Source organism: Curtobacterium sp. MCBD17_040, from assembly GCF_003234805.2.
In the GTDB taxonomy this organism is placed as follows: domain Bacteria; phylum Actinomycetota; class Actinomycetes; order Actinomycetales; family Microbacteriaceae; genus Curtobacterium.
This window is the reverse complement of the sequence record NZ_CP126274.1, coordinates 254,310-271,094: the sequence shown is the minus strand read 5'-3', so window position 1 is coordinate 271,094 and position 16,785 is coordinate 254,310. Positions and strand designations below refer to the sequence as shown.

The 16,785-nt window shown below is 67.4% G+C and carries 27 protein-coding genes; 8 read left to right on the top strand and 19 right to left on the bottom strand.

The window, feature by feature from the left end; translation table 11 throughout:
* Positions 1-2: 2 nt before the first annotated feature.
* From DEI94_RS17575 to DEI94_RS17550, 6 genes are all read right to left on the bottom strand, one after another.
* Positions 3-572: a hypothetical protein gene (locus DEI94_RS17575; protein ID WP_111026648.1), complete on the bottom strand. Its 570-nt coding sequence runs from the start codon at positions 570-572 to the stop codon at positions 3-5.
* Between the two features lie 17 nt (positions 573-589).
* Positions 590-769: a hypothetical protein gene (locus tag DEI94_RS17570; RefSeq protein ID WP_111026649.1), complete on the bottom strand. Its 180-nt coding sequence runs from the start codon at positions 767-769 to the stop codon at positions 590-592.
* On the bottom strand, positions 766-1,173 hold the full coding sequence (locus tag DEI94_RS17565) for a hypothetical protein (protein ID WP_146249462.1): 408 nt from the start codon (positions 1,171-1,173) through the stop codon (positions 766-768). Before DEI94_RS17565 ends, DEI94_RS17570 begins: the two co-directional genes overlap by 4 nt.
* On the bottom strand, positions 1,170-1,562 hold the full coding sequence (locus DEI94_RS17560) for a hypothetical protein (RefSeq protein WP_111026651.1): 393 nt from the start codon (positions 1,560-1,562) through the stop codon (positions 1,170-1,172). The genes DEI94_RS17565 and DEI94_RS17560 overlap by 4 nt, the downstream gene beginning before the upstream one ends.
* A 241-nt stretch (positions 1,563-1,803) precedes the next feature.
* Complete coding sequence (locus DEI94_RS17555; RefSeq protein WP_111026652.1) at positions 1,804-2,157, bottom strand: hypothetical protein; 354 nt, start codon at positions 2,155-2,157, stop codon at positions 1,804-1,806.
* 21 nt (positions 2,158-2,178) lie between these two features.
* Positions 2,179-2,580, bottom strand: coding sequence for a hypothetical protein (locus DEI94_RS17550; RefSeq protein WP_111026653.1), 402 nt, complete (start codon positions 2,578-2,580; stop codon positions 2,179-2,181).
* A 391-nt stretch (positions 2,581-2,971) separates the two neighbouring features.
* Between DEI94_RS17550 and DEI94_RS17545 the strand changes: the two genes are divergently transcribed.
* The gene (locus DEI94_RS17545) at positions 2,972-3,331 is read left to right on the top strand and encodes a hypothetical protein (RefSeq protein ID WP_111026654.1); all 360 of its coding nucleotides are present in this window, start codon (positions 2,972-2,974) and stop codon (positions 3,329-3,331) included.
* 19 nt (positions 3,332-3,350) lie between these two features.
* Here DEI94_RS17545 and DEI94_RS17540 read toward each other — a convergent pair whose 3' ends face one another.
* From DEI94_RS17540 to DEI94_RS17505, 8 genes are all read right to left on the bottom strand, one after another.
* On the bottom strand, positions 3,351-3,737 hold the full coding sequence (locus DEI94_RS17540; RefSeq protein ID WP_146249464.1) for a hypothetical protein: 387 nt from the start codon (positions 3,735-3,737) through the stop codon (positions 3,351-3,353).
* Positions 3,738-3,830: 93 nt separating this feature from the next.
* Complete coding sequence (locus DEI94_RS17535) at positions 3,831-4,151, bottom strand: hypothetical protein (protein WP_111026656.1); 321 nt, start codon at positions 4,149-4,151, stop codon at positions 3,831-3,833.
* A 19-nt stretch (positions 4,152-4,170) separates the two neighbouring features.
* Positions 4,171-4,620 carry a hypothetical protein gene (locus tag DEI94_RS17530; protein WP_111026657.1) on the bottom strand — a complete coding sequence of 150 codons (450 nt, stop codon included), beginning with the start codon at positions 4,618-4,620 and terminating at the stop codon, positions 4,171-4,173.
* Positions 4,621-4,692: 72 nt separating this feature from the next.
* Entirely contained in the window at positions 4,693-5,190 is a 498-nt protein-coding gene (locus DEI94_RS17525; RefSeq protein ID WP_111026658.1) for a hypothetical protein, read from the bottom strand.
* 114 nt (positions 5,191-5,304) lie between these two features.
* Entirely contained in the window at positions 5,305-5,859 is a 555-nt protein-coding gene (locus DEI94_RS17520) for a hypothetical protein (protein WP_146249465.1), read from the bottom strand.
* Between the two features lie 21 nt (positions 5,860-5,880).
* Positions 5,881-6,333, bottom strand: a complete 453-nt coding sequence (locus DEI94_RS17515; protein WP_111026660.1) for a hypothetical protein — start codon at positions 6,331-6,333, stop codon at positions 5,881-5,883.
* Between the two features lie 165 nt (positions 6,334-6,498).
* A complete protein-coding gene (locus tag DEI94_RS17510; RefSeq protein ID WP_111026661.1) occupies positions 6,499-6,792 on the bottom strand; it encodes a hypothetical protein in 294 nt (97 codons plus the stop codon).
* Between the two features lie 57 nt (positions 6,793-6,849).
* A complete protein-coding gene (locus DEI94_RS17505) occupies positions 6,850-7,677 on the bottom strand; it encodes a hypothetical protein (protein WP_146249466.1) in 828 nt (275 codons plus the stop codon).
* A 242-nt stretch (positions 7,678-7,919) separates the two neighbouring features.
* On the opposite strand from DEI94_RS17505, the gene DEI94_RS17500 reads away from it, so the two are divergent.
* Both DEI94_RS17500 and DEI94_RS17495 read left to right on the top strand, forming a co-directional pair.
* Positions 7,920-9,284 carry a DUF4429 domain-containing protein gene (locus tag DEI94_RS17500; RefSeq protein ID WP_111026663.1) on the top strand — a complete coding sequence of 455 codons (1,365 nt, stop codon included), beginning with the start codon at positions 7,920-7,922 and terminating at the stop codon, positions 9,282-9,284.
* A gap of 15 nt (positions 9,285-9,299) precedes the next feature.
* A complete protein-coding gene (locus DEI94_RS17495) occupies positions 9,300-9,533 on the top strand; it encodes a hypothetical protein (RefSeq protein WP_111026664.1) in 234 nt (77 codons plus the stop codon).
* Between the two features lie 19 nt (positions 9,534-9,552).
* Here DEI94_RS17495 and DEI94_RS17490 read toward each other — a convergent pair whose 3' ends face one another.
* Both DEI94_RS17490 and DEI94_RS17485 read right to left on the bottom strand, forming a co-directional pair.
* Positions 9,553-9,687 carry a hypothetical protein gene (locus DEI94_RS17490; protein ID WP_258378004.1) on the bottom strand — a complete coding sequence of 45 codons (135 nt, stop codon included), beginning with the start codon at positions 9,685-9,687 and terminating at the stop codon, positions 9,553-9,555.
* Positions 9,688-9,710: 23 nt separating this feature from the next.
* Entirely contained in the window at positions 9,711-9,980 is a 270-nt protein-coding gene (locus DEI94_RS17485) for a hypothetical protein (RefSeq protein ID WP_284183777.1), read from the bottom strand.
* On the opposite strand from DEI94_RS17485, the gene DEI94_RS17480 reads away from it, so the two are divergent.
* From DEI94_RS17480 to DEI94_RS17460, 5 genes are all read left to right on the top strand, one after another.
* Entirely contained in the window at positions 9,979-11,202 is a 1,224-nt protein-coding gene (locus DEI94_RS17480; protein WP_284183776.1) for a hypothetical protein, read from the top strand. The two genes, DEI94_RS17485 and DEI94_RS17480, sit on opposite strands and share 2 nt — an antisense overlap.
* A gap of 27 nt (positions 11,203-11,229) precedes the next feature.
* Positions 11,230-12,684 (top strand): NHL repeat-containing protein, encoded by a 1,455-nt coding sequence (locus DEI94_RS17475; RefSeq protein ID WP_111026667.1) that lies wholly within the window; start codon positions 11,230-11,232, stop codon positions 12,682-12,684.
* 23 nt (positions 12,685-12,707) lie between these two features.
* Complete coding sequence (locus DEI94_RS17470) at positions 12,708-13,532, top strand: hypothetical protein (protein ID WP_284183775.1); 825 nt, start codon at positions 12,708-12,710, stop codon at positions 13,530-13,532.
* 254 nt (positions 13,533-13,786) lie between these two features.
* Positions 13,787-14,836 carry a hypothetical protein gene (locus tag DEI94_RS17465; protein ID WP_111026671.1) on the top strand — a complete coding sequence of 350 codons (1,050 nt, stop codon included), beginning with the start codon at positions 13,787-13,789 and terminating at the stop codon, positions 14,834-14,836.
* 102 nt (positions 14,837-14,938) lie between these two features.
* Complete coding sequence (locus DEI94_RS17460; RefSeq protein WP_111026672.1) at positions 14,939-15,784, top strand: hypothetical protein; 846 nt, start codon at positions 14,939-14,941, stop codon at positions 15,782-15,784.
* Positions 15,785-15,795: 11 nt separating this feature from the next.
* Here DEI94_RS17460 and DEI94_RS17455 read toward each other — a convergent pair whose 3' ends face one another.
* The 3 genes from DEI94_RS17455 to DEI94_RS19840 all read right to left on the bottom strand — a co-directional run bounded on the left by DEI94_RS17455 (position 15,796) and on the right by DEI94_RS19840 (position 16,771).
* Positions 15,796-16,101, bottom strand: a complete 306-nt coding sequence (locus DEI94_RS17455) for a hypothetical protein (RefSeq protein ID WP_146249468.1) — start codon at positions 16,099-16,101, stop codon at positions 15,796-15,798.
* A gap of 25 nt (positions 16,102-16,126) precedes the next feature.
* Positions 16,127-16,465, bottom strand: coding sequence for a hypothetical protein (locus tag DEI94_RS17450; protein WP_146249469.1), 339 nt, complete (start codon positions 16,463-16,465; stop codon positions 16,127-16,129).
* Between the two features lie 162 nt (positions 16,466-16,627).
* Entirely contained in the window at positions 16,628-16,771 is a 144-nt protein-coding gene (locus DEI94_RS19840; protein ID WP_181441793.1) for a hypothetical protein, read from the bottom strand.
* Between the last annotated feature and the right edge of the window lie 14 nt (positions 16,772-16,785).

Genomic DNA, 16,785 nt, shown 5'->3' with positions numbered 1-16,785 from the left:
GCCTATGCCTCTGACCCGGCGGCCCGCGCGGCGAAATGGCGCTCCCATTCCGCCCAGGTACGGCCGTTGACCTTCCGCTGGTCGACGTGCTTCCGAGCCATGGCGAGCGCTTCCTCACGGGTGTCCCACCGGTACTGGTGCTGCTGGAACCGCTGCGGCCACGCCCAGTTCCCGGCGCGCGAGAGCTGGTGGGACTCCCCAACCATGACGGCCCAGCCGCCCTGCCCGTTCTCCTGCCGCGGGCCGCGGAAGCACACGTTCAGTGCGAAGTGGTGCAGGTCGCTGTAGTCCGACGACTCCGGGTCGGCGCCGGTCGGGAACACCAGCGTGGAGGCGAGGATCTCCACCTGCGCGGTCGCCGTGGGCGCCTCAAGCGCGGCGATGCGGGCCTGCAGCTTCGTGATGAGGCGGTCCGACGCGTCGATGCGGGAAGCTGCCGCGTCGAGAGCGTTCGCCGCCTGGTACCGGACAGGGCCCTTCGAGATGCGGAGCTCGGCGGCGAGCTGGGCCAGTCGTGCCGGTGCGCTGCACGCTCGGGTGAGCCAGTCGATGTGGAGGGCCGGTGCGGTCATGACGGGACCTATGCGGCTCATCGAAACTCGACGGGGACGGGCTTCATGCCGGTGCCGCCGCACTTCGCGCAGACGCTCGAGTGGGAGAAGTGACAGATGCGTCCGCGGCCTCCGCACTGCGAGCACGTGGGGTCGTCGCGCTCGGCTTGGATGGCAGCACGGATTTGCGCCTCGGTGATGGCGGCCTTGTCCGTCACGCTGCGGACCGTTCGATGCGGGCCATGCGGAGCGGGAGCCGGTTCCGGCGGGACACTTCGATGGCGCGGCGGGTGGGTGTCCAGGAGGTGCGGCCGGCGGCGAGCGCTTCGGTCCTCGCCGGGTCGTCGGTGAGGTTGTTCTCGAACTCGACGAGCATCCGCTCGCAGTCGGCGCGCGTGAACTGACCGTCGCCCCAGCCCTGCCCGATGAGGTTGCAGGGTCCGCGGACACCCTGCTCCCAGTCGATGACCGTGTACACGAGGGTGTCGCGGTGGAACGCCGCCGGCCTGGTGAGCGCGGTGAAGTGCTCACTGGTGGCCTTCACATCCCAGAGGAACCGGTCGTCGGAGAACTTCACCCGGTCGGCGACGGCAGGGCGGTCGAGGGGCGCGGTGGCGGTCATGCCCACCCGTATGCGGCGGTCGTTCCGAGCAGTCGTTCACGCATACTGGTCACGCTGGTGAAACCAGCACGGCCCGATCCGACACCGGCGAGGGGTGGCGCATCACGCGCCGAGCAGCTCTCGCGGCGTGAACGGTCGGTGGTACGTCTGCTGCGGCTGCCGGCTTCGTCGACGAGCTGGTGGAAGATGCTGCGGCCGTTGCCGGAGGCGAGGAGCGCCCGGCGGCAGGCCCTTGGCGTGGTGCCGAACGGTTTGATAACGGCGGTGAGGTGCCGGACACGGTCGGCCTGCCGAGGATGGCTCATCGCGCGGACGCTGCTGCCGAGGAGTCGCGCGACCTGGGTCTGAGTGAGGCCGGCGGTGTCGGCGAGGCTGCTGGCGCACACCATCAGGCGCCGACCAATACTGCGACCACGATGACAACGGCGACTGCCCCGCCGAGGAGCCACACGGGTGCCCGCCCGCTCGATGCAGCAGCCCGGGGGCCAGCGCTGGGTGCTTGGCTGCGCAGCCACGCTTTCCGTTCCTCGCTGACCGGGCGGGACCGGACGCTCAACGCTTGCTTCCGCAGCCATGCTCGACTTGCGTCGTCGTTGTTTACGGGGTCCTCCTCCGGCCGGCGCGTTGTCTCTATGCGCGGGCGAGGAGGGCGCACGCGACGGTGATGCCAGCTGCGACGGCGAGGACCATGTGCGCTGCGGTGACGCGGTCACGGACGGTCGCGGCGCGCAGCGCTGCACCGCGGGTGAGCGCCGCTGCGTGCGCGCCGTGCAGCTGCTGCTTCGCCTGCGTTCGGGTGTACTTGTCCGGGGTGGTGTTCTGCTGCGCGAGCGCGAACGCGTACGCCACCTGGAACCGGGTGTCGTCGTTCACCGCTCGGCGCACCCGCACGTTCAGCACCGCCCAGGTGATGAGGGCCGTGCACAGCAGGATCACCGTTGCGAGGACGCCGGCGGTGAGCGGTTGGACGAGCTGGTCGCGCATGCTCCGTCGCAGATGCGGCGGCTACTGCTCCGGCCGGTACATGAGCGTCGCCGTCCCGTCGGCGAGGATCTCCTCGGGGTCAACAGCGGAGCTCTCACCATCCCAGGTGACGGTCATCCGCCACCACAACCCGTGGCTGCGCTGCAGGATGCGGCTGTTCCGGTCCCGGACTACCGACCCGTCTGGCAGTCCGGAGAATGTGTCCGCGTCGATGGTCGTCCCGCAGGTGATGACGTGCGCTCCGGCGAGGATCCGGCCGAGGATGACCGTGTCGGTCAGCGTGTGCTCCGTCCCGTCGGGGACCGCGGGCAGGTCCACCCAGTGGCAGCCGACGCCGACCGCGATGTCGGTTCCACCGCTGCCGCTGTCCTGGATGACGAGCGCGCCGTTGCGCAGGTGCTGCTGGTCGATGCTCTGGTGCATGCACCGTCTATGCGGCACCGACCCGTTCGACCGGACGGGACTCCCCTGCCATCACCATCGCTCACGGCCCAAAAGACCGGAAACGCCCCGCGACCAGGGGATTCCCCGCATCGGCTCGCACTCTCCCATCCGCGGGGTAGCCATAGAGGGGAGGAGACGATGTATATGTGCCGAAACTAGGGCCCGAACTACTTCTTCTTCCTTCACTTAAGTCTAATAGGTAAGTAAGTAAGTAAGACAGGGGCCTCCGGTGGCCCCTCTCCCCTTGCAAACACTGGGATCCGGGGTGACTTGACCATCGCGGCGAACCCGTGAGAACGACAAGTCAAACCGTCCGTGCGGCTCACCCTTCGCCGCCGCATAGAAGCACGTGACCAGGAAGGAACCAGTCATGTCCTCCGACAACTACTGGCTCGTGCGCCGCATCCCAGCGACCAACCGCTTCGTACCCCTCATGGGCTTCGCCTCCGACGACGCCCTGCCCCGCCTCGAGGACCGCCGCGACCGACAGGACTACGCCACCGCACAAGAAGCGCTCGCCGCGGTGTTGGACGACTACGCCGAGTACGGTCACGACATCCACCCCGAGTGCCACCTTTCGGCGGAGGACTTCCACATCCTCGTCGTCGCCCGCACCCGCGTGCAGCAGGCGCTCGAGGAAGCACTCACCGAGATTGACGTCGTCCGTTCGAGGGCAGCCGCAGCGGAATGGGCTGAACGCATCCTCGAACAGGAACGCAGCTTCGTCTGACCGGGCGGATTCGGCGCCGCTAGTCGCCGTCTGATTCGGCGTTCTCCGCACGAGCGCGTTTCAGGCTGAAGTCATCCGGTAGTGGCCGCCCTGCCGGGTTGAGGACACGCCCGTTCGTGGGATCGCGCAGCTCAGTGTTGGGAAAGTCCATCGGCAGGGTTGTGTAGCCGTTCGCGAGTTCCCGTTTCTTGACCACGGCGTAGTACACGTTCGATGTCGCGAACGCGACGATCACAACGAACATGACGACGTACCAGATGGGGTTCCTCAGCGCCGTGAAGTCGATGAAGACGAACGCGAGCATGGTGAACATGTCCGCGAGGAACAGCCCGAGCAGCCACACCCTGGCGAATAGCAGCCATCGCGCGGTTGGACCTGGGATCAGATTCCGCTGCAGGTCGACCATCAACGCCGTCCCCCTTCCGACGTTTCCGACAATAGTGCGGCCGGCCGCGCCCGGCGAGCGGCGCCCGATGGCCGTGTTCTGTTCCAGCCCTGCTCAGTCCTCGGCAGTGTCGTCTTCGAAGTGGTTGGCGCGGACGCTGCAGCTGCAGTGGCGGTCGGTGCCGGCGGATGTGTGCACCGTGTGCGCGGTGTCGTCGGCGAGGATCTGAGCCAGGCGAGCGGTCACGTGGGCGGCGGTGAGGTCCCCGTTCTCGGTGTCGGCGTGTAGCTGTTCGATGGCGCTGCGCAGGGAGTGTCGCTTGGCGGTGATGTCGCCGGCGTGCTGCAGTGCGTCGGTGACGTCGGGAGTGGACGCGGTAGCCTCCGGGGCGAATGCGAGGTTGTAGAACGCGTCGTAGTCGAGCGGCAGGTTCATGTGGCTGGTCCTTCCGTGTTCAGGCGCTGTGCGCGCGGACGATGGCGATGGTCTTGTCGGCGAACTCGCGGTACCAGTCCTTGTCCTCCGCGAGGAGGCTCCCCCACGCGAATCGGTCGCGGCATGCGAGCGCCTTCGCGACGTCGTCCCGCACCGTCCCGTTCACGGTCCGGGGTCCGGATGTGAGCTGCACCTTCGCGTGCAGCGCCTCGATCCTGCCGTGGTCGTAGACGGGGTAAGCGTTCGTGCCGTGCGCCTCGTCCATCTCGGTCGGGTACTCGATGTCGCGGGCGGCCGCGAACTCGTCCTGGAACGCCTGCGCGTCTCGGAGTCCGCGGGCCGCGGTGCGGAGGTCAGCGGCCGCGGCGACCAGCTTGGACGCCCCGTCCCCGGCGCGCGTGTGCGCCTTCTCATCGAGGCGTGCGGCGCGAGCAAGCAGCGCGTCGGCGGTTTCAGCGATGGTCGGCATCAGTAGCTCCTTGATGTGGGGCTGTCAGCACCTCTATGCGCGGACGGTTCGCCGCTCGGGAGCTCGCCGCTGTCAGTCGAGGTCGCTGCCGTCGAATCGCTCGCCGTTGGCGATGCGGTGCACGAGGTGGGCGATGTCGAAGCTCGACAGTCCGGCGATGCCGTAGTTGCGGAGCTGCTCGGCGAGGAGGTGCTCCGCCGGGAGGACGGGTCCGAGGTCCTGCCCGGGCTGCCCGTTCCCCGGCGCCTGGTTCCGGCGCTCGCTGGCGCCGTCGCTGCGCTTCGCGAGCAGGTCGTAGGCGTTCCGGAGCGCCTCCCAGGCCGCCCAGAAGTCCTGCGCAGCGGGACCGGACCACAGGTGCCCGTTGTAGTCGAAGCGCTTCATCAGGGCCTGCAGGGACTCCGTGGAGACGGGCTCCTCTGCGTGTCGGCCGTTCAGAGTGACGTCGACGGCGCGGATAGCGGTCGCCGCCTCGAAGAAGTCGTGCGCGGGCTGCCCGGACCAGTGGTGTCCGAGGCTGTCCATCTGGTCTGCCTGCTCCGTCAGCGGACGTTCCGTGTCGGTGTTCATCGCGTTATCTCCTCGCATCGGCGCTCACGCCTGTTATGCGCGGACATCGCCCGCTTCAGGCGGTCCCGGCGGGCGAGCCGGCGGCTGAACGAGAGGAGCCCCGCTCCTCCGGCGTCAACTGTTCAGGTGCAGCGTCACGCCGGCGTACAGCTGCTGCTTCGAGAACGACTGCTCGCCGCGAAACGTGTTGCCGATGTGCACGGAGTAAAGGCTGTAGTTTCCGGGGACTCCGGAGACGTCGAAAGTGTACTGGCAGCGCGCGTCGGTGACAGCGTCGGTGGCACCCTTGACGACGACGCCGGGTTCGAGGGAACCGATGGCGATTTTCGTGTCCGACGGGTCGAGGATGGTCACCTGCGCGCCGCTGGTGATGTCGTCGTAGCCGGCGTCGGGGACGCACGCCTCGCCGAGGGCGATGCCGCTCTGGTGTTGCGCTTGGCTGGTGGCGGCGAGGTCGGCGGGCACGTCGATGGTGCCGTTCGCATCGAACGGCAACGGCTGCTGGGCCCGACGCTTCGCCGGCGCCGTGTGCTTCGCCTTCACCGCAGCTGCGGAACCCGCATGCCCGCTTCCAGTGAGTGCTGCGCAGCCGCTGACTCCGGCGACGAGCGCGAACGCGACCGCTGCTGCCGCTGCACGCCGAGCGACCACTTCCCCCAAGGTTGACACGCCCTCAGACTACTGGTCCGGTCAGCGCCCGTTGGTCTCGCGGATCGCGGCGAGGGTGATGCGGGCGAGGTCGGCGTAGCTGGTGACGGTGAGGGCTCCGGCGGCGCGGAGGACGCTGGCTAGGGTCTCCTCCGTCGGAAGGGTGACCGTCTCCCGGAGCTGCTTCTCGGCACGCTCACGCCAGTAGGCCTGCCGGTCCCCTTCCTCGCGGAGGCCCTCCATGGTCGGCGTCGTCGCGTACACCGCGTCGAGGATGCCATCAGCGATGCGCAACGCCCGCCTCATGTCGCCCTGCCCCCATGTGTCCTTGAACGCGTCGGCGATGTCCGCACGACCACGCACCCCGTCGCGGAGGAGCTCGAGGGCGTCCTCGGCCATCGCGCGTGCCCGCTCCCGGTCCATCTGCCCGTACACGGGAAGAAGACGCGCTGCGAGCTGGTCGACGGTCAGCAGGTTCGCGGTGCTGGTGGCCATGAGGTTCTCCTTGCGGACTGAGGCGGTCAGTCACCCTATGCGCGGAGCTTTCGTGAGCCCTGCGGCCGCGCGCGGATCGTTACCTGCCGTGTCGGGCGCCGGCGGGCGAGCTGGACGGCGGAGCCGATGGCGGGCAGGCACTGCATGGTGACGTCTCCTTGCCGGTCAGCCGACGTAGCGAATGGATGCGCGGCGCAGGTCCTCTGGCACGACGATGCGGGAGTCGGAGATGACCGCTGCGGCGTCCTCGACCTGCTGCACCGCGGCGACGACCTGGTCGCCGACGACCACCTGCCACGGCAGGAGCGCGGGTGTGACCTCCTGTTCGACGACGGTGAGGTGCGTGTCGGTGACGAGCTGCTGCTCGACGGCCTTGCGGATGTCCTCCGCGCCGATGTCACCATCCGCGCCGACCGTGACAGTGAACGTGAGCAAGTTGGTGGCTGTGAACGTCGTCATGGCGCTTCTATGCGCGGATGTGGCCCGCGTGCGGTTCTGATTCCGTTGAGGGGTGCGTCAGGGGCAGCTGAGAGCAGCTTCGACTCCGAACGGTGGCTGTCGGTCGTACTGGTACTCCACTGGGGTGTAGTGCAGGGCGAGGATGGACTGCGCGGCGATGAGTGCCGGTTCGTGCTTCCAGATGGTGTCGGAGCCGAGCGCGCCGCCGAGCAGGTCGATGGCGTTCAGGATGGCGGAACGCGCGTCGGTGATCGTCTGCTCGATGATGTCGAGGAGGGCCGGGTTCCCGGCGGTGATCTGGATGAGGTCCCGGTCGGCTACCGCTGTCGCGGCGCGGACGTCGTGCGAACCATCGGTAGGTGGCACGTCCCCGCCGTGGCAGGTGACGATGTCCCATCCGTTGCGGACGAGGTTCGCGGTTTGGACTCGGTTGTGGTTGTCGTCGTGCATCGTCTCGTCGGCGCCGTACCAGGTGCCGCCGCTGCTGCCCGCGCGGATGCGTTGCAGCGTTTCGACGGCGAGGTTCATCTGGTCCAGTAACGGCTTCCGCCGCCAGTCCTCGTGGCCGTTCACGCGCTGGCTCCCTCGGCCGGCAGGGACTGCTCGATGTCGCGTCGTCGCTGTTCGTCGTCGGCGCGGCGGCGCTCGTTTTGGGTGGTGTTCCACGTCTGTTCCTCGGCGGTCGCGCCGGTGAGCAGGTGCGGGTGCCCCCCAGAGGTTGTTCTCGGGGATGAGGACCGGACCGTCGATGTTGCGGTAGTCGGGGGAGTTCCGCATCGACACTGGTCCTTCCGCGTGCTGCTCCGGCACACGCCAGAAGTCCGTCGTGTAGTACTTCCCGGACTGCTTGAACAGGATGACCTCCACGGTCTGCGGCTCAGGCACGGATACTCCTCACTCGAGGTGGCGCGAGCAGGTGCTGCCGCGTCCTGCTTGGTCTATGCGCGGAGCACCGGCCGCGCAAGCTGTTGTTTGACTGGCGGTCAAAGGGCGCCGCGTGGCGCAGCCGCATCGCAGCGGTTGACGGGCGGCGTTGTTTGACTGCCTGGTGGCTCGCGCTCCGGCTTCACGCTGCCACTGAGGTGTCCTACGCTCACGTTCGAACGCATGGTGCGGAGGGATTCGCGGTGAGCGAGTTGTCGGGCTACGGGATGAAGGCGGCGTTCGACGGGACGGCGCTAGTGGTGACCGCCACCTCGGCTGTTGCTCGAGGTGCCCTCGGTACGAAGGAACGGATCATCCCCGTGGCCGAGATCAGCGCCGTCAGGTTCCGTCCGGCGACCCTGCTCAAGAACGGAGCAGTGACCGTTCAAACCTCCGCTGGCATCACTGCGGTTCGCTTTCTCGGGAAGGCGCAGCAAAGCGGTCGCGCACTGTACGAGGAGCTGCTGGCCGCGAGCGGGGTGGACCCAGCGGTGGAACCGTCTGGGCCGTTGGCGAACGAGGCGGCAGTCACGCTGCGTGGCAAGGTTGAAGCGTTGGAGCGAGCCAAAGAGAGGACCGCGGAACGGGCCGAAGCGCAGCGCAGACAGTTCAGTAGCGAGCGCGAGGAGATGACCGCGGAGTGGAACGCGGCGGCGGCGGACCGCCGTGCGGGACGTGACGATGCGAAGGCGCAGAAGACTGCTGAGGCGGCCGCCTCGGCGGCGGTAGTCGCTGCGTTCGCCGATGGCACGCTTACTGAGTTCCGGAAGACTGCGGAGGTACCGCCGGAGGTGCTGGTGTATTCGCGGTTGCATGACCTGCTTGACGCGGCGGCGGCGCATGCCGCTAAGGGTGAGATCGTGGACGAGGAGCGGTTGCTCCGCTCAGCGGCAGAAGTTGCGAGGGTCGATGGGGGTCGTGCTGCGCGAAAGGCGTTGACTGCTCGAATTCAGCGAATGACAGCGGAGCGTCGCCTTCGCGTTGACTCGAAATTTCTTGGCGTCGTTTCCGCCGAGAATGGGTTCTCACAGGTGGGGCGAAAGGGCGGCCTGCTCAAGGTTGCGTTCGGTGAGAAGAAGGTCACCGTGTACAGCGACCGGATCCTCACCGCCAGCGAAGTGCAACTCATTGATCAGTACACAAGTGCGCAGGTGTACTTGGACGGTCAAGAGCTGGTGACCACTCGGCCGACGTTGACACGGATGGCCCTCCTGGCACCGTTACCAGGTAGTGCTCTCATCCCCGGCCTCGCGTTACAGAAGAAGGAAAAGGCCGACTCCCGTCAAGGGGAGTTCCAGGTCGGGGGCCGCGGCTGGTCCTACCGAGTGATGGTGCACCCGGACCAACTTTCGAACCCGCGGGCTATCGCGGAGCAGATCAACCGGCACGCAAACGAAGCCGCGGACCGGGCTGCCGAAAGGCGGCGGCCGCCGGCGGTCAAACCCGCGACTCCAGTCCCTCCCGCAGCCGATGTGCTCACCCAGCTGGAACGGCTGCAGGCGTTGGTCGCGTCCGGTGCGCTAACGCAGGAGGAAGCGGACACGCTCAAGCGCGGCATCCTCGGCTGAACGGGACGCACCCCCGTGTCGTGGCAGGACCTCACCGCGCTCACCCTCGTTGGTCTGGTCGCAGCTGCGCTGAGCATCTGGCCGGAGGAGTTCCATCGGGAGTTCCTCCGGCTGGGCGCCAATCAATTCGGTCGGAAGCGGGCGGAGCAGGTGTACGGACCTCCGGGCCGGTCGTGGCCGTTCCGGTTCGCCGGGATCCTCGGCGTGGCAGCGGTGCTCACCGCCATCATTGCTGGGCTCGGCGGTTGAGCGCCGGGCGACCAGGTCGTCAGCGCCGAGACCAGAGCCGCACCCACGCGTTGTACCGGTCCTTCGCGCGCACCATCTCCCGTTTCGCGTCGCTGGCGGCGATGGGGCCGCAGAGGGACACGGCGATGGAGTAGTCCCAGGCGGTCTCCCGCATGCGCCGCGCCAACCAGGTGCGGATCACTCGGCCGGGGCCGCCGACGCGCGGTCCTCGGCGGCGGCGACCGCGGCGAGGTAGCGGGTGAGGACCTTCTCCGCGTGTTCGCGTGCGTCGGACCCGAAGTAGTCACGGTCGCCGCGGCGGATGGCGGCGAGCTCCATGGTGAGCAGGAACTGCAGCCCCTCCCGCTCCGCGCCGGCGGTGCGGCGGAAGTTGACGAGGATCTGGTTGACGGGGTGAGCGGTGGCGACAGCGAACTTGTCCCGCGGGACCGGATTGGTGTCGTGCATGCTGTTCTCCCGGGCCTTCGGCCTGGCGAATCGGTCCGAGCACGTCACGCAGCGGTGCGGCTTCGGGTCGTTGTTCTGGAGCTTCGAGGCGTACAGCATGCAGGGTCCTGTTCTGGGAAACTCGACGTGTAGGTCACTGTTCCTATGCGCGGAACGCTACGGCAGAGTGCGCCGCATAGGGGAGTGCATGCGGCGTCTGTTCCGAACGGACCGCGGTGCCACGGATCCGATCCTGGTCATCGCGGCGATCGCTGTGTCGTTGGTGCTCTTGGTCAGCGGGAGTTTCGCCCTCGGCCGGTCCAAGTCGAACGTCGCGGACACCACCGCCCGTTACGCATTGCAGGCGCTGATCGCGTCGCAGGCTGCGGCTCGCACGAACACCGGCTACTACCAGGACGACCTCGCGAACCTGACTACTGCCGGTGTCGCCGTCTCCGGCGCCAACGCGCCGTTGGTGGTGTCCGACGGGCTGTGCTGGGGCGCGTTCGTGAAATCGACGACGGGAAACGTGTTCTACGCTTCCTCCACAGCGCCGGCGGTGACGCAGATGCCACCCTCCTGGCCTGCGACGCCGCCAGCGCAGTACCCGTCGGACTGCTTCTGGCCGTCGTCAGCTGCGGCGTTGACACAGTCCACCGTTACGAACCTCGTCCCTGACCCTGCCGCTCGGATAGCGCCGGACGGAACGACGGTGAACTACGGCCTCGGCGGGCATGCTGCTGTCACAGCTGTATCCGTGCCGCTGGGGGCGCTCACCGGTTTCCAGGTCACCCCGAATGGCACCTCGAGCGATTCGTACCTGGGGTTCGGCGACTCATCCGCTGGCGTGTTCCGACTGGGTTTGCAAGCCGGTCACACGTACACCGCGTCCGGCATCCTGTGGCTGCCGCAGCCGCAGACCGGTACCCCGCTAGCTAGCCGGGTGCGCGGCATCTCTGCGTTCGCGTCGTCCGGCTCCTTCGAGGCGAACTCCCCCGCTGCTGCGAACACCGCGGGACCACACCGGGTGTCGTTGACGTTCACCATCCCAACCGCGGCGACCAACGCGTTCCTGCGGTTCTACGACGGCTCGAACGGAACCTCGGACCCGGTTGTGTGGTCGGACTTGTCGGTCATCGCCGGCTCTCAAGACCGCCCGTTCCACGACGGCACATACAGCGGCTGGTCGTGGACGGAAGCCGCGAACAACTCCCCCTCCACCGGCCCGTCGTTCGGAGGCTGACGAGCTGACCGCCGCATAGCAACAGGCATGCGACGCTTCTTCCGCACTGACCGTGGCGCCACGGACCCAATCCTGGTGATCGCTACGATCGCGGTGTCGCTCATCCTTCTGCTGGGCGGCACGGTCGCCGCGGCGTCGTTGAAGAACAGCGCGAACATCACCGCGGCCACGAACGACCTGAACACCGTCGCGCTCGCCGAAGCATCGTGGAACACCGCCTACGGGACGTTCATCTCGTACAGCGACCTCGGCGACACCACGCTCGAGCACGGCACGGTGACGCTGCATCCGCTGTTCCACACGGTCGTCAACGCAGGCGCCTGCGGATGGGTCGCCGCCGCCGTGGTTCCAGGCGGCCCTATCCTCATCCGCACCAGCGCCACCTCAGCTGTCGCACCGGCGCCGGCGCCGACACTGACCATCCCGTCGTGCTTCCCGTCGAACGCCATCACCGACGTGGTCTCCTCCGCACAGATTCAGCCGCTTGGCGCCGGAAGATGGCGGACCGTCGCCGGCGCATACAACGTGCAGGGGGATGTGAACGGGACCGGAGCAGCGGCGCAATTCAGCGAGCCGGAATCAGTCGCTGTCGGCCCGGACGGCAGCATCTACATCGCCGACCAGGGCAACTACCAGGTACGGAAGATGACCCAAGCAGGGGCGGTCACCACCTACGCCGGAGTTGGCACCTCCGTCACTGGCAGCACCGACAGCTCCACGGCGTTGCAGGCGTCGTTCTACGTGCCGTACGACATTCAGGCCGACGGTGCTGGAAACGTGTACGTCACTGAGCTCAACAACCGGCACATTCGGAAGATTGCGCCAAATGGCGGAGCAACGAGCACTATCACTGGGGCGCAGAAGGACGGCTACGTCGACGGTGTCGGCACCGCTATGGCCGCCGGCCCCATCTACGGCTCGACGATCGGGCCCGACGGGAACTTCTACTTCGCTGACTCCACTCACCCGGCGGTACGGGAGGTCACCCCCGACGGCTTCACTGCAACCGTCATCGGAAATCCGGTCGGAGCCATCCCGGTTGGCTCAGCATCGGGCACCACGTTCGCTGCTCAGGATCCGACCGACGTTACCTTCGATGAGAACGGCGACATGTGGATCGTCGACAGCACCGGAAACACCATCTGGGAAAGCACCGGCGGACCGCCAACTATTGTCGCCGGCAACGGCACAAACGCGGACCTCGACGGCTCCGGCACATCCGCCGAGTTCGCAACCCCGACGAACATCGTCTCGGATCCAGCGGCGGACGCTGTCATCGTCAGTGACTCCTCCGGTTACGGATCGCTGCGCATGATCAACATCAAAACCAAAGCGGTGACCACGCTGAACGACACGGACGCGAGCGACCAGTTCGGTGACGCATGGAACACTGTCGGCGGGATGGCGATCGACGCGGCGGGGAACCTGTGGGCGGCGGACCCGGTGTACGGCCGCATCATCGAAGAGGGACTGCCACGGTGACGCTCGCCGCATAGCCCCATCACGTGCGCCGTCTCTTCCACATGGACCGTGCAGCGACGGATCCGATCCTGGTCATCGCCGCCATCGCCGTGTCCTTGGTACTGCTCGTTGGTGGTTCGTTCGCCGTCGCTGGTCTCATCAGCAACGGGAAGAACCTGAACGCCAAGAAGGACCTCGCAGCAGTCGTCAGCGCCGAGGAAGCGTGGCAGGCCGACGACGGCGGGTACACGTCCAGCATCGGCGACCTAACCGGGAACGGGTCAAGCCTCAGCACGCAGTTCACAGCCGGCCGCACCCCAGGGCTTCGCGCGTCCGGTTCCGCATTCGCAGCGTTCACGACATCCGCGTCCGGGCAGGAGTTCTACGTCTCCTCCACGAACCACAACCCAACCGTGGTCGGCGCGCCGTGGCCGTCGTCCGCCCCCGCAGGATGGCCAGCATCGTTGACCTGGCCGAGCAGCGCAACGGATGCAGCAACGTCCACCGTGACGAACCGGCTTGCAATCTCGGTGCCGACGTCCACGCACCCGTTCGAAACGGAGTGGGCAGGCGGGGCAGGCACCAGCACGTACGTGACCGATTCCTCCATCGACCAGCCATACCAGCGGAACACGTTCACCACCGCTTCCCCGAACACCGGCACCGCGTTTGTATCCAGCCCCCGCGGCGCGACCGGGATGACGTGGAAGCCGAACACGAAGTACACCTGGTCGGAGTGGGTGCGCCCCTCCGTGGACATCCCCGGCTTCACCCCGACCATGTATCAGTACGACTCCGCCGGGAACACGTCCGTGTCCCAGGGGGCGTTTACCGCCACCCCATCAAGGCCGGAGTGTGGACACAACTGACGTGGACGTATACGACCCAGTCCGCCGTCGCCAGCAGCCTCTGGCCGCAGTTCCGGCTGCTCCCTCCGGCGACAAGTGTTCTCGCCGCGGGGGTCACCATTGACGTGACAAAGGCGATGCTCGTCGAAGGTGCCACCCCGTTCGTGTTCGGGAACGGCGACACAGCCGGATGGGCGTGGTCGGGCGCGTCGGGGAACTCTGTGAGCTCCGGCCCGACCCAGCCGCAGTAGTCGTCCGCCGCATCGGTTCCGATCATGCGCCGCCTCATCCGGCAGGACCGTGCCGCAACGGATCCCGTCCTCGTCATCGCCGCGATCGCTGTGTCGCTGGTGCTGCTCGTCGGTGGGTCGTTCGCGGTAGCCGGACTCATCGGCAACGGAAGGGATCTGAACGCGCGGAAGGACCTCGCGAACCTCGCCGTCGCGGAAACGGACCTGCAGATCGGGTCCGGCCTGTACACCGCTGACGTGTCGCAACTCACCGCCGGCGACACGAACGTGACATTCAGCGGCAACACGCCAGCGCCAACCGTGGTGAGCGACGGTGCGTCCTACGCGGCGTTCGCCACCTCGACCACCGGTCGCACGTTCTACATCGACTCGGTGAACCAGAAGCCGACCCTCGTCTCGACGCCGTGGCCGACGACCGCGCCAGCCGGGTACCCGGATGGCTGCTGGTGGCCGAAGACCAGCACCGCATTGACCGCGTCGTCGGTGACGAACCTGGTGCAGGACCCGGTCGCTGCGACCGCTCCGGACGGTTCCACCGCCACCCTGGGGCTGAGCTTCAACAGCCACGTGTACTCCGCGCCGGTGCCGCTGACCTCCGGGACCGCGTTCCGTGTGGTTCCGGCTGGGAACGGCTCGAGCGACACTGCGATGACGTTCGGGGACCAGGCCGCGAACGCGATGCGGCTCGGCATGCAAGCCGGCCACACGTACACCGTCTCCGGCACCGTGTACTTGCCGCAGGCGCAGCAGTCCACGTCGTTGCAGGCCGGCCGCGCGCGCAGCATCGCCGTCTTTGCCAGCGGCACCGGCGGCTACGAGAAGGACGCCCCGGAAGCACCAAACACTTCCGGCGCCCACCGGGTGTCCATCACCTTCACCATCCCCAGCGACGCCACACAGTCGTTTATCCGCCTCTACGACGGGTCCAGCGACCCCGCCGACGTCGTCTACTGGACGAACCTCACCCTCACCGACGGGTCCGCGGACCGCACCTTCGCCGATGGGAGCAGCCCCGGCTGGGTGTGGAACGGCACATCGAACCAGTCCACCAGCACTGGACCAGCACTGGGCTGACCCGGCTCCGCCGCATCAGCGCGGGCTGTACGACGCTTCTTCCGCCGCGACCGCGCGGCAACGGACCCCATCCTTGTCATCGCCGCCATCGCGGTATCGCTCGTGCTGCTGGTTGGCGGGACATTCGCCGTCGCCGGTGTCATCAGCAACGGGAAGGACCTCAACGCGAAGAAGGACCTTGACGGGCTAGTCACGGCCGCGCGGGTGAACTTCAACGATGAGGGAGTGCAGTACTTCCGCGGCGGCGGTCAGTCGCAAACTGATGGTACGACCGTGTACGGCGCAACACCGACGATGGCACAGTCCGCCGGGCAGCTCATCGCTCAGCTCAGTGACGCCACAACCGCGACTGCGTTCGTCGGCTGCGGTGCAACATTCACCGAGTTCGTCCGCTCCGCCACCGGAGCGTGGTTCTGGGAGAACAGCGCAGCGACCGGGCAAAACCGGATCCCCTCCCCATGGCCGAGCAGCGCACCGTCCACCTATCCGGCGTCCTGCTACTGGCCATCGACTGCCATCGACGCTCCGGCGGGCGCCAGCACCGGAACGCCGACAACCCTGCTGAGCTCCAACGCGACGCTGACGAACAATGTCTCCTACGCCGGGCAGACCTGGACGAGGGCAATCACGAACGCCGGCTTCACCGAGTCCGCGCAGGTCCGCACCGTCGTCGACCCGTCCACATTGAGCGCCGGCACACAGTACGAAGCGGACGTTCCTGTCGCGAATGACAGCACCGCATCCGTGTGGGTGGAACTCGACTGGTGTGACGCGCTCCTGACCTATTACCGGATTCCCGCCGGCACCACCGAGACGGTGCGCACGCTCGGCATCCCGCAAGGAGGGGCGGTGTACGGCTCCACGTACCGATTCGCCGACATCTCCCCGCAGTCCGGCATCACCACCGGCGTGCTCTTCCAGCTGCCGACCGTGCGTCCCCTGTCGTAGCGGACGCGGTGCTACCGGGCGGCGGAGTCCAACGCCGTCAGGTGCCGTTCGATGACGGCGAGGACCGCTTGTGCTTCCCGCAGCGACAGCGTCGGAAACGCCAGCTCCGGGAACACCGGCTGGTTGAACAGCCGGTCAAGAATGCCCCGCCGGTCCAGCTGCCGCAGCGAGGCCGTCTTGATGAACGGTGCGACTGCCTCGGCGATTCGAGTCGCACGCTCCGCGCCGGGAACGACGGTCAGCTCGAGGTGCGCGTCAGCCAGCACCGGCTCCGCGGCAAGCACCTGAGCGAGTTCTGACGGGTCGATGGCGGACACGACCACCAGTATGCCGAGCCGTCGGCTACTTGGCGTCGAGGTTGAGGACGGGTCGCCAGGCGTCGAGGAGGTGAGCGCCGAGCGCTCGCGTCTGCTGCGCGGTGTTGCACGGAATCCATGCGATGTCGCAGCTATCCAAGTAATGGTTCACCCGGTCGAGTTCACCGCCGCCGATCACGGGCCGCTGTATGTCTCTGCCGTCTACGGGGTGTCCCAGTTCGTGCGCTGCGACGAGACGTCGAAGATGTGAGGCGCGGAGGTTCCCGTGGGTGCGGAGGTTCAGGTTCGTGGCGGCTCGGAGGCCGCCTGCGCCGGCGGCGATACCGACGAACACCGGCTCGTCCTGCCGGAACACGGCGAACACGCCTGGCTTCGGAGGGACCGCCGCGACGTCAACATCCCGGAGCGGGCACCGGTGCTGGGACAGCATCGATTCCCACTCCGGCGACCCGGCGGGAGGGTGGGTGGAACCAACGATGCGACTAGTCACTGCCCCGAGTGTCGCTCATGTCGTCTAAGAACCTGCTTAGTCGTGGTTCAGGCGCGGCTTCCATTCCCGGAGAAGGGCCTCTTCGAATGCAATCGTCGCCGCAACGGTCGGCTTCTCCACCCATCCCACGTAGCAGCTGGTGATCCACGCGTTGACCTGCGCCACCTGCTCCTCGGTCATTACTGTCGGCCGCT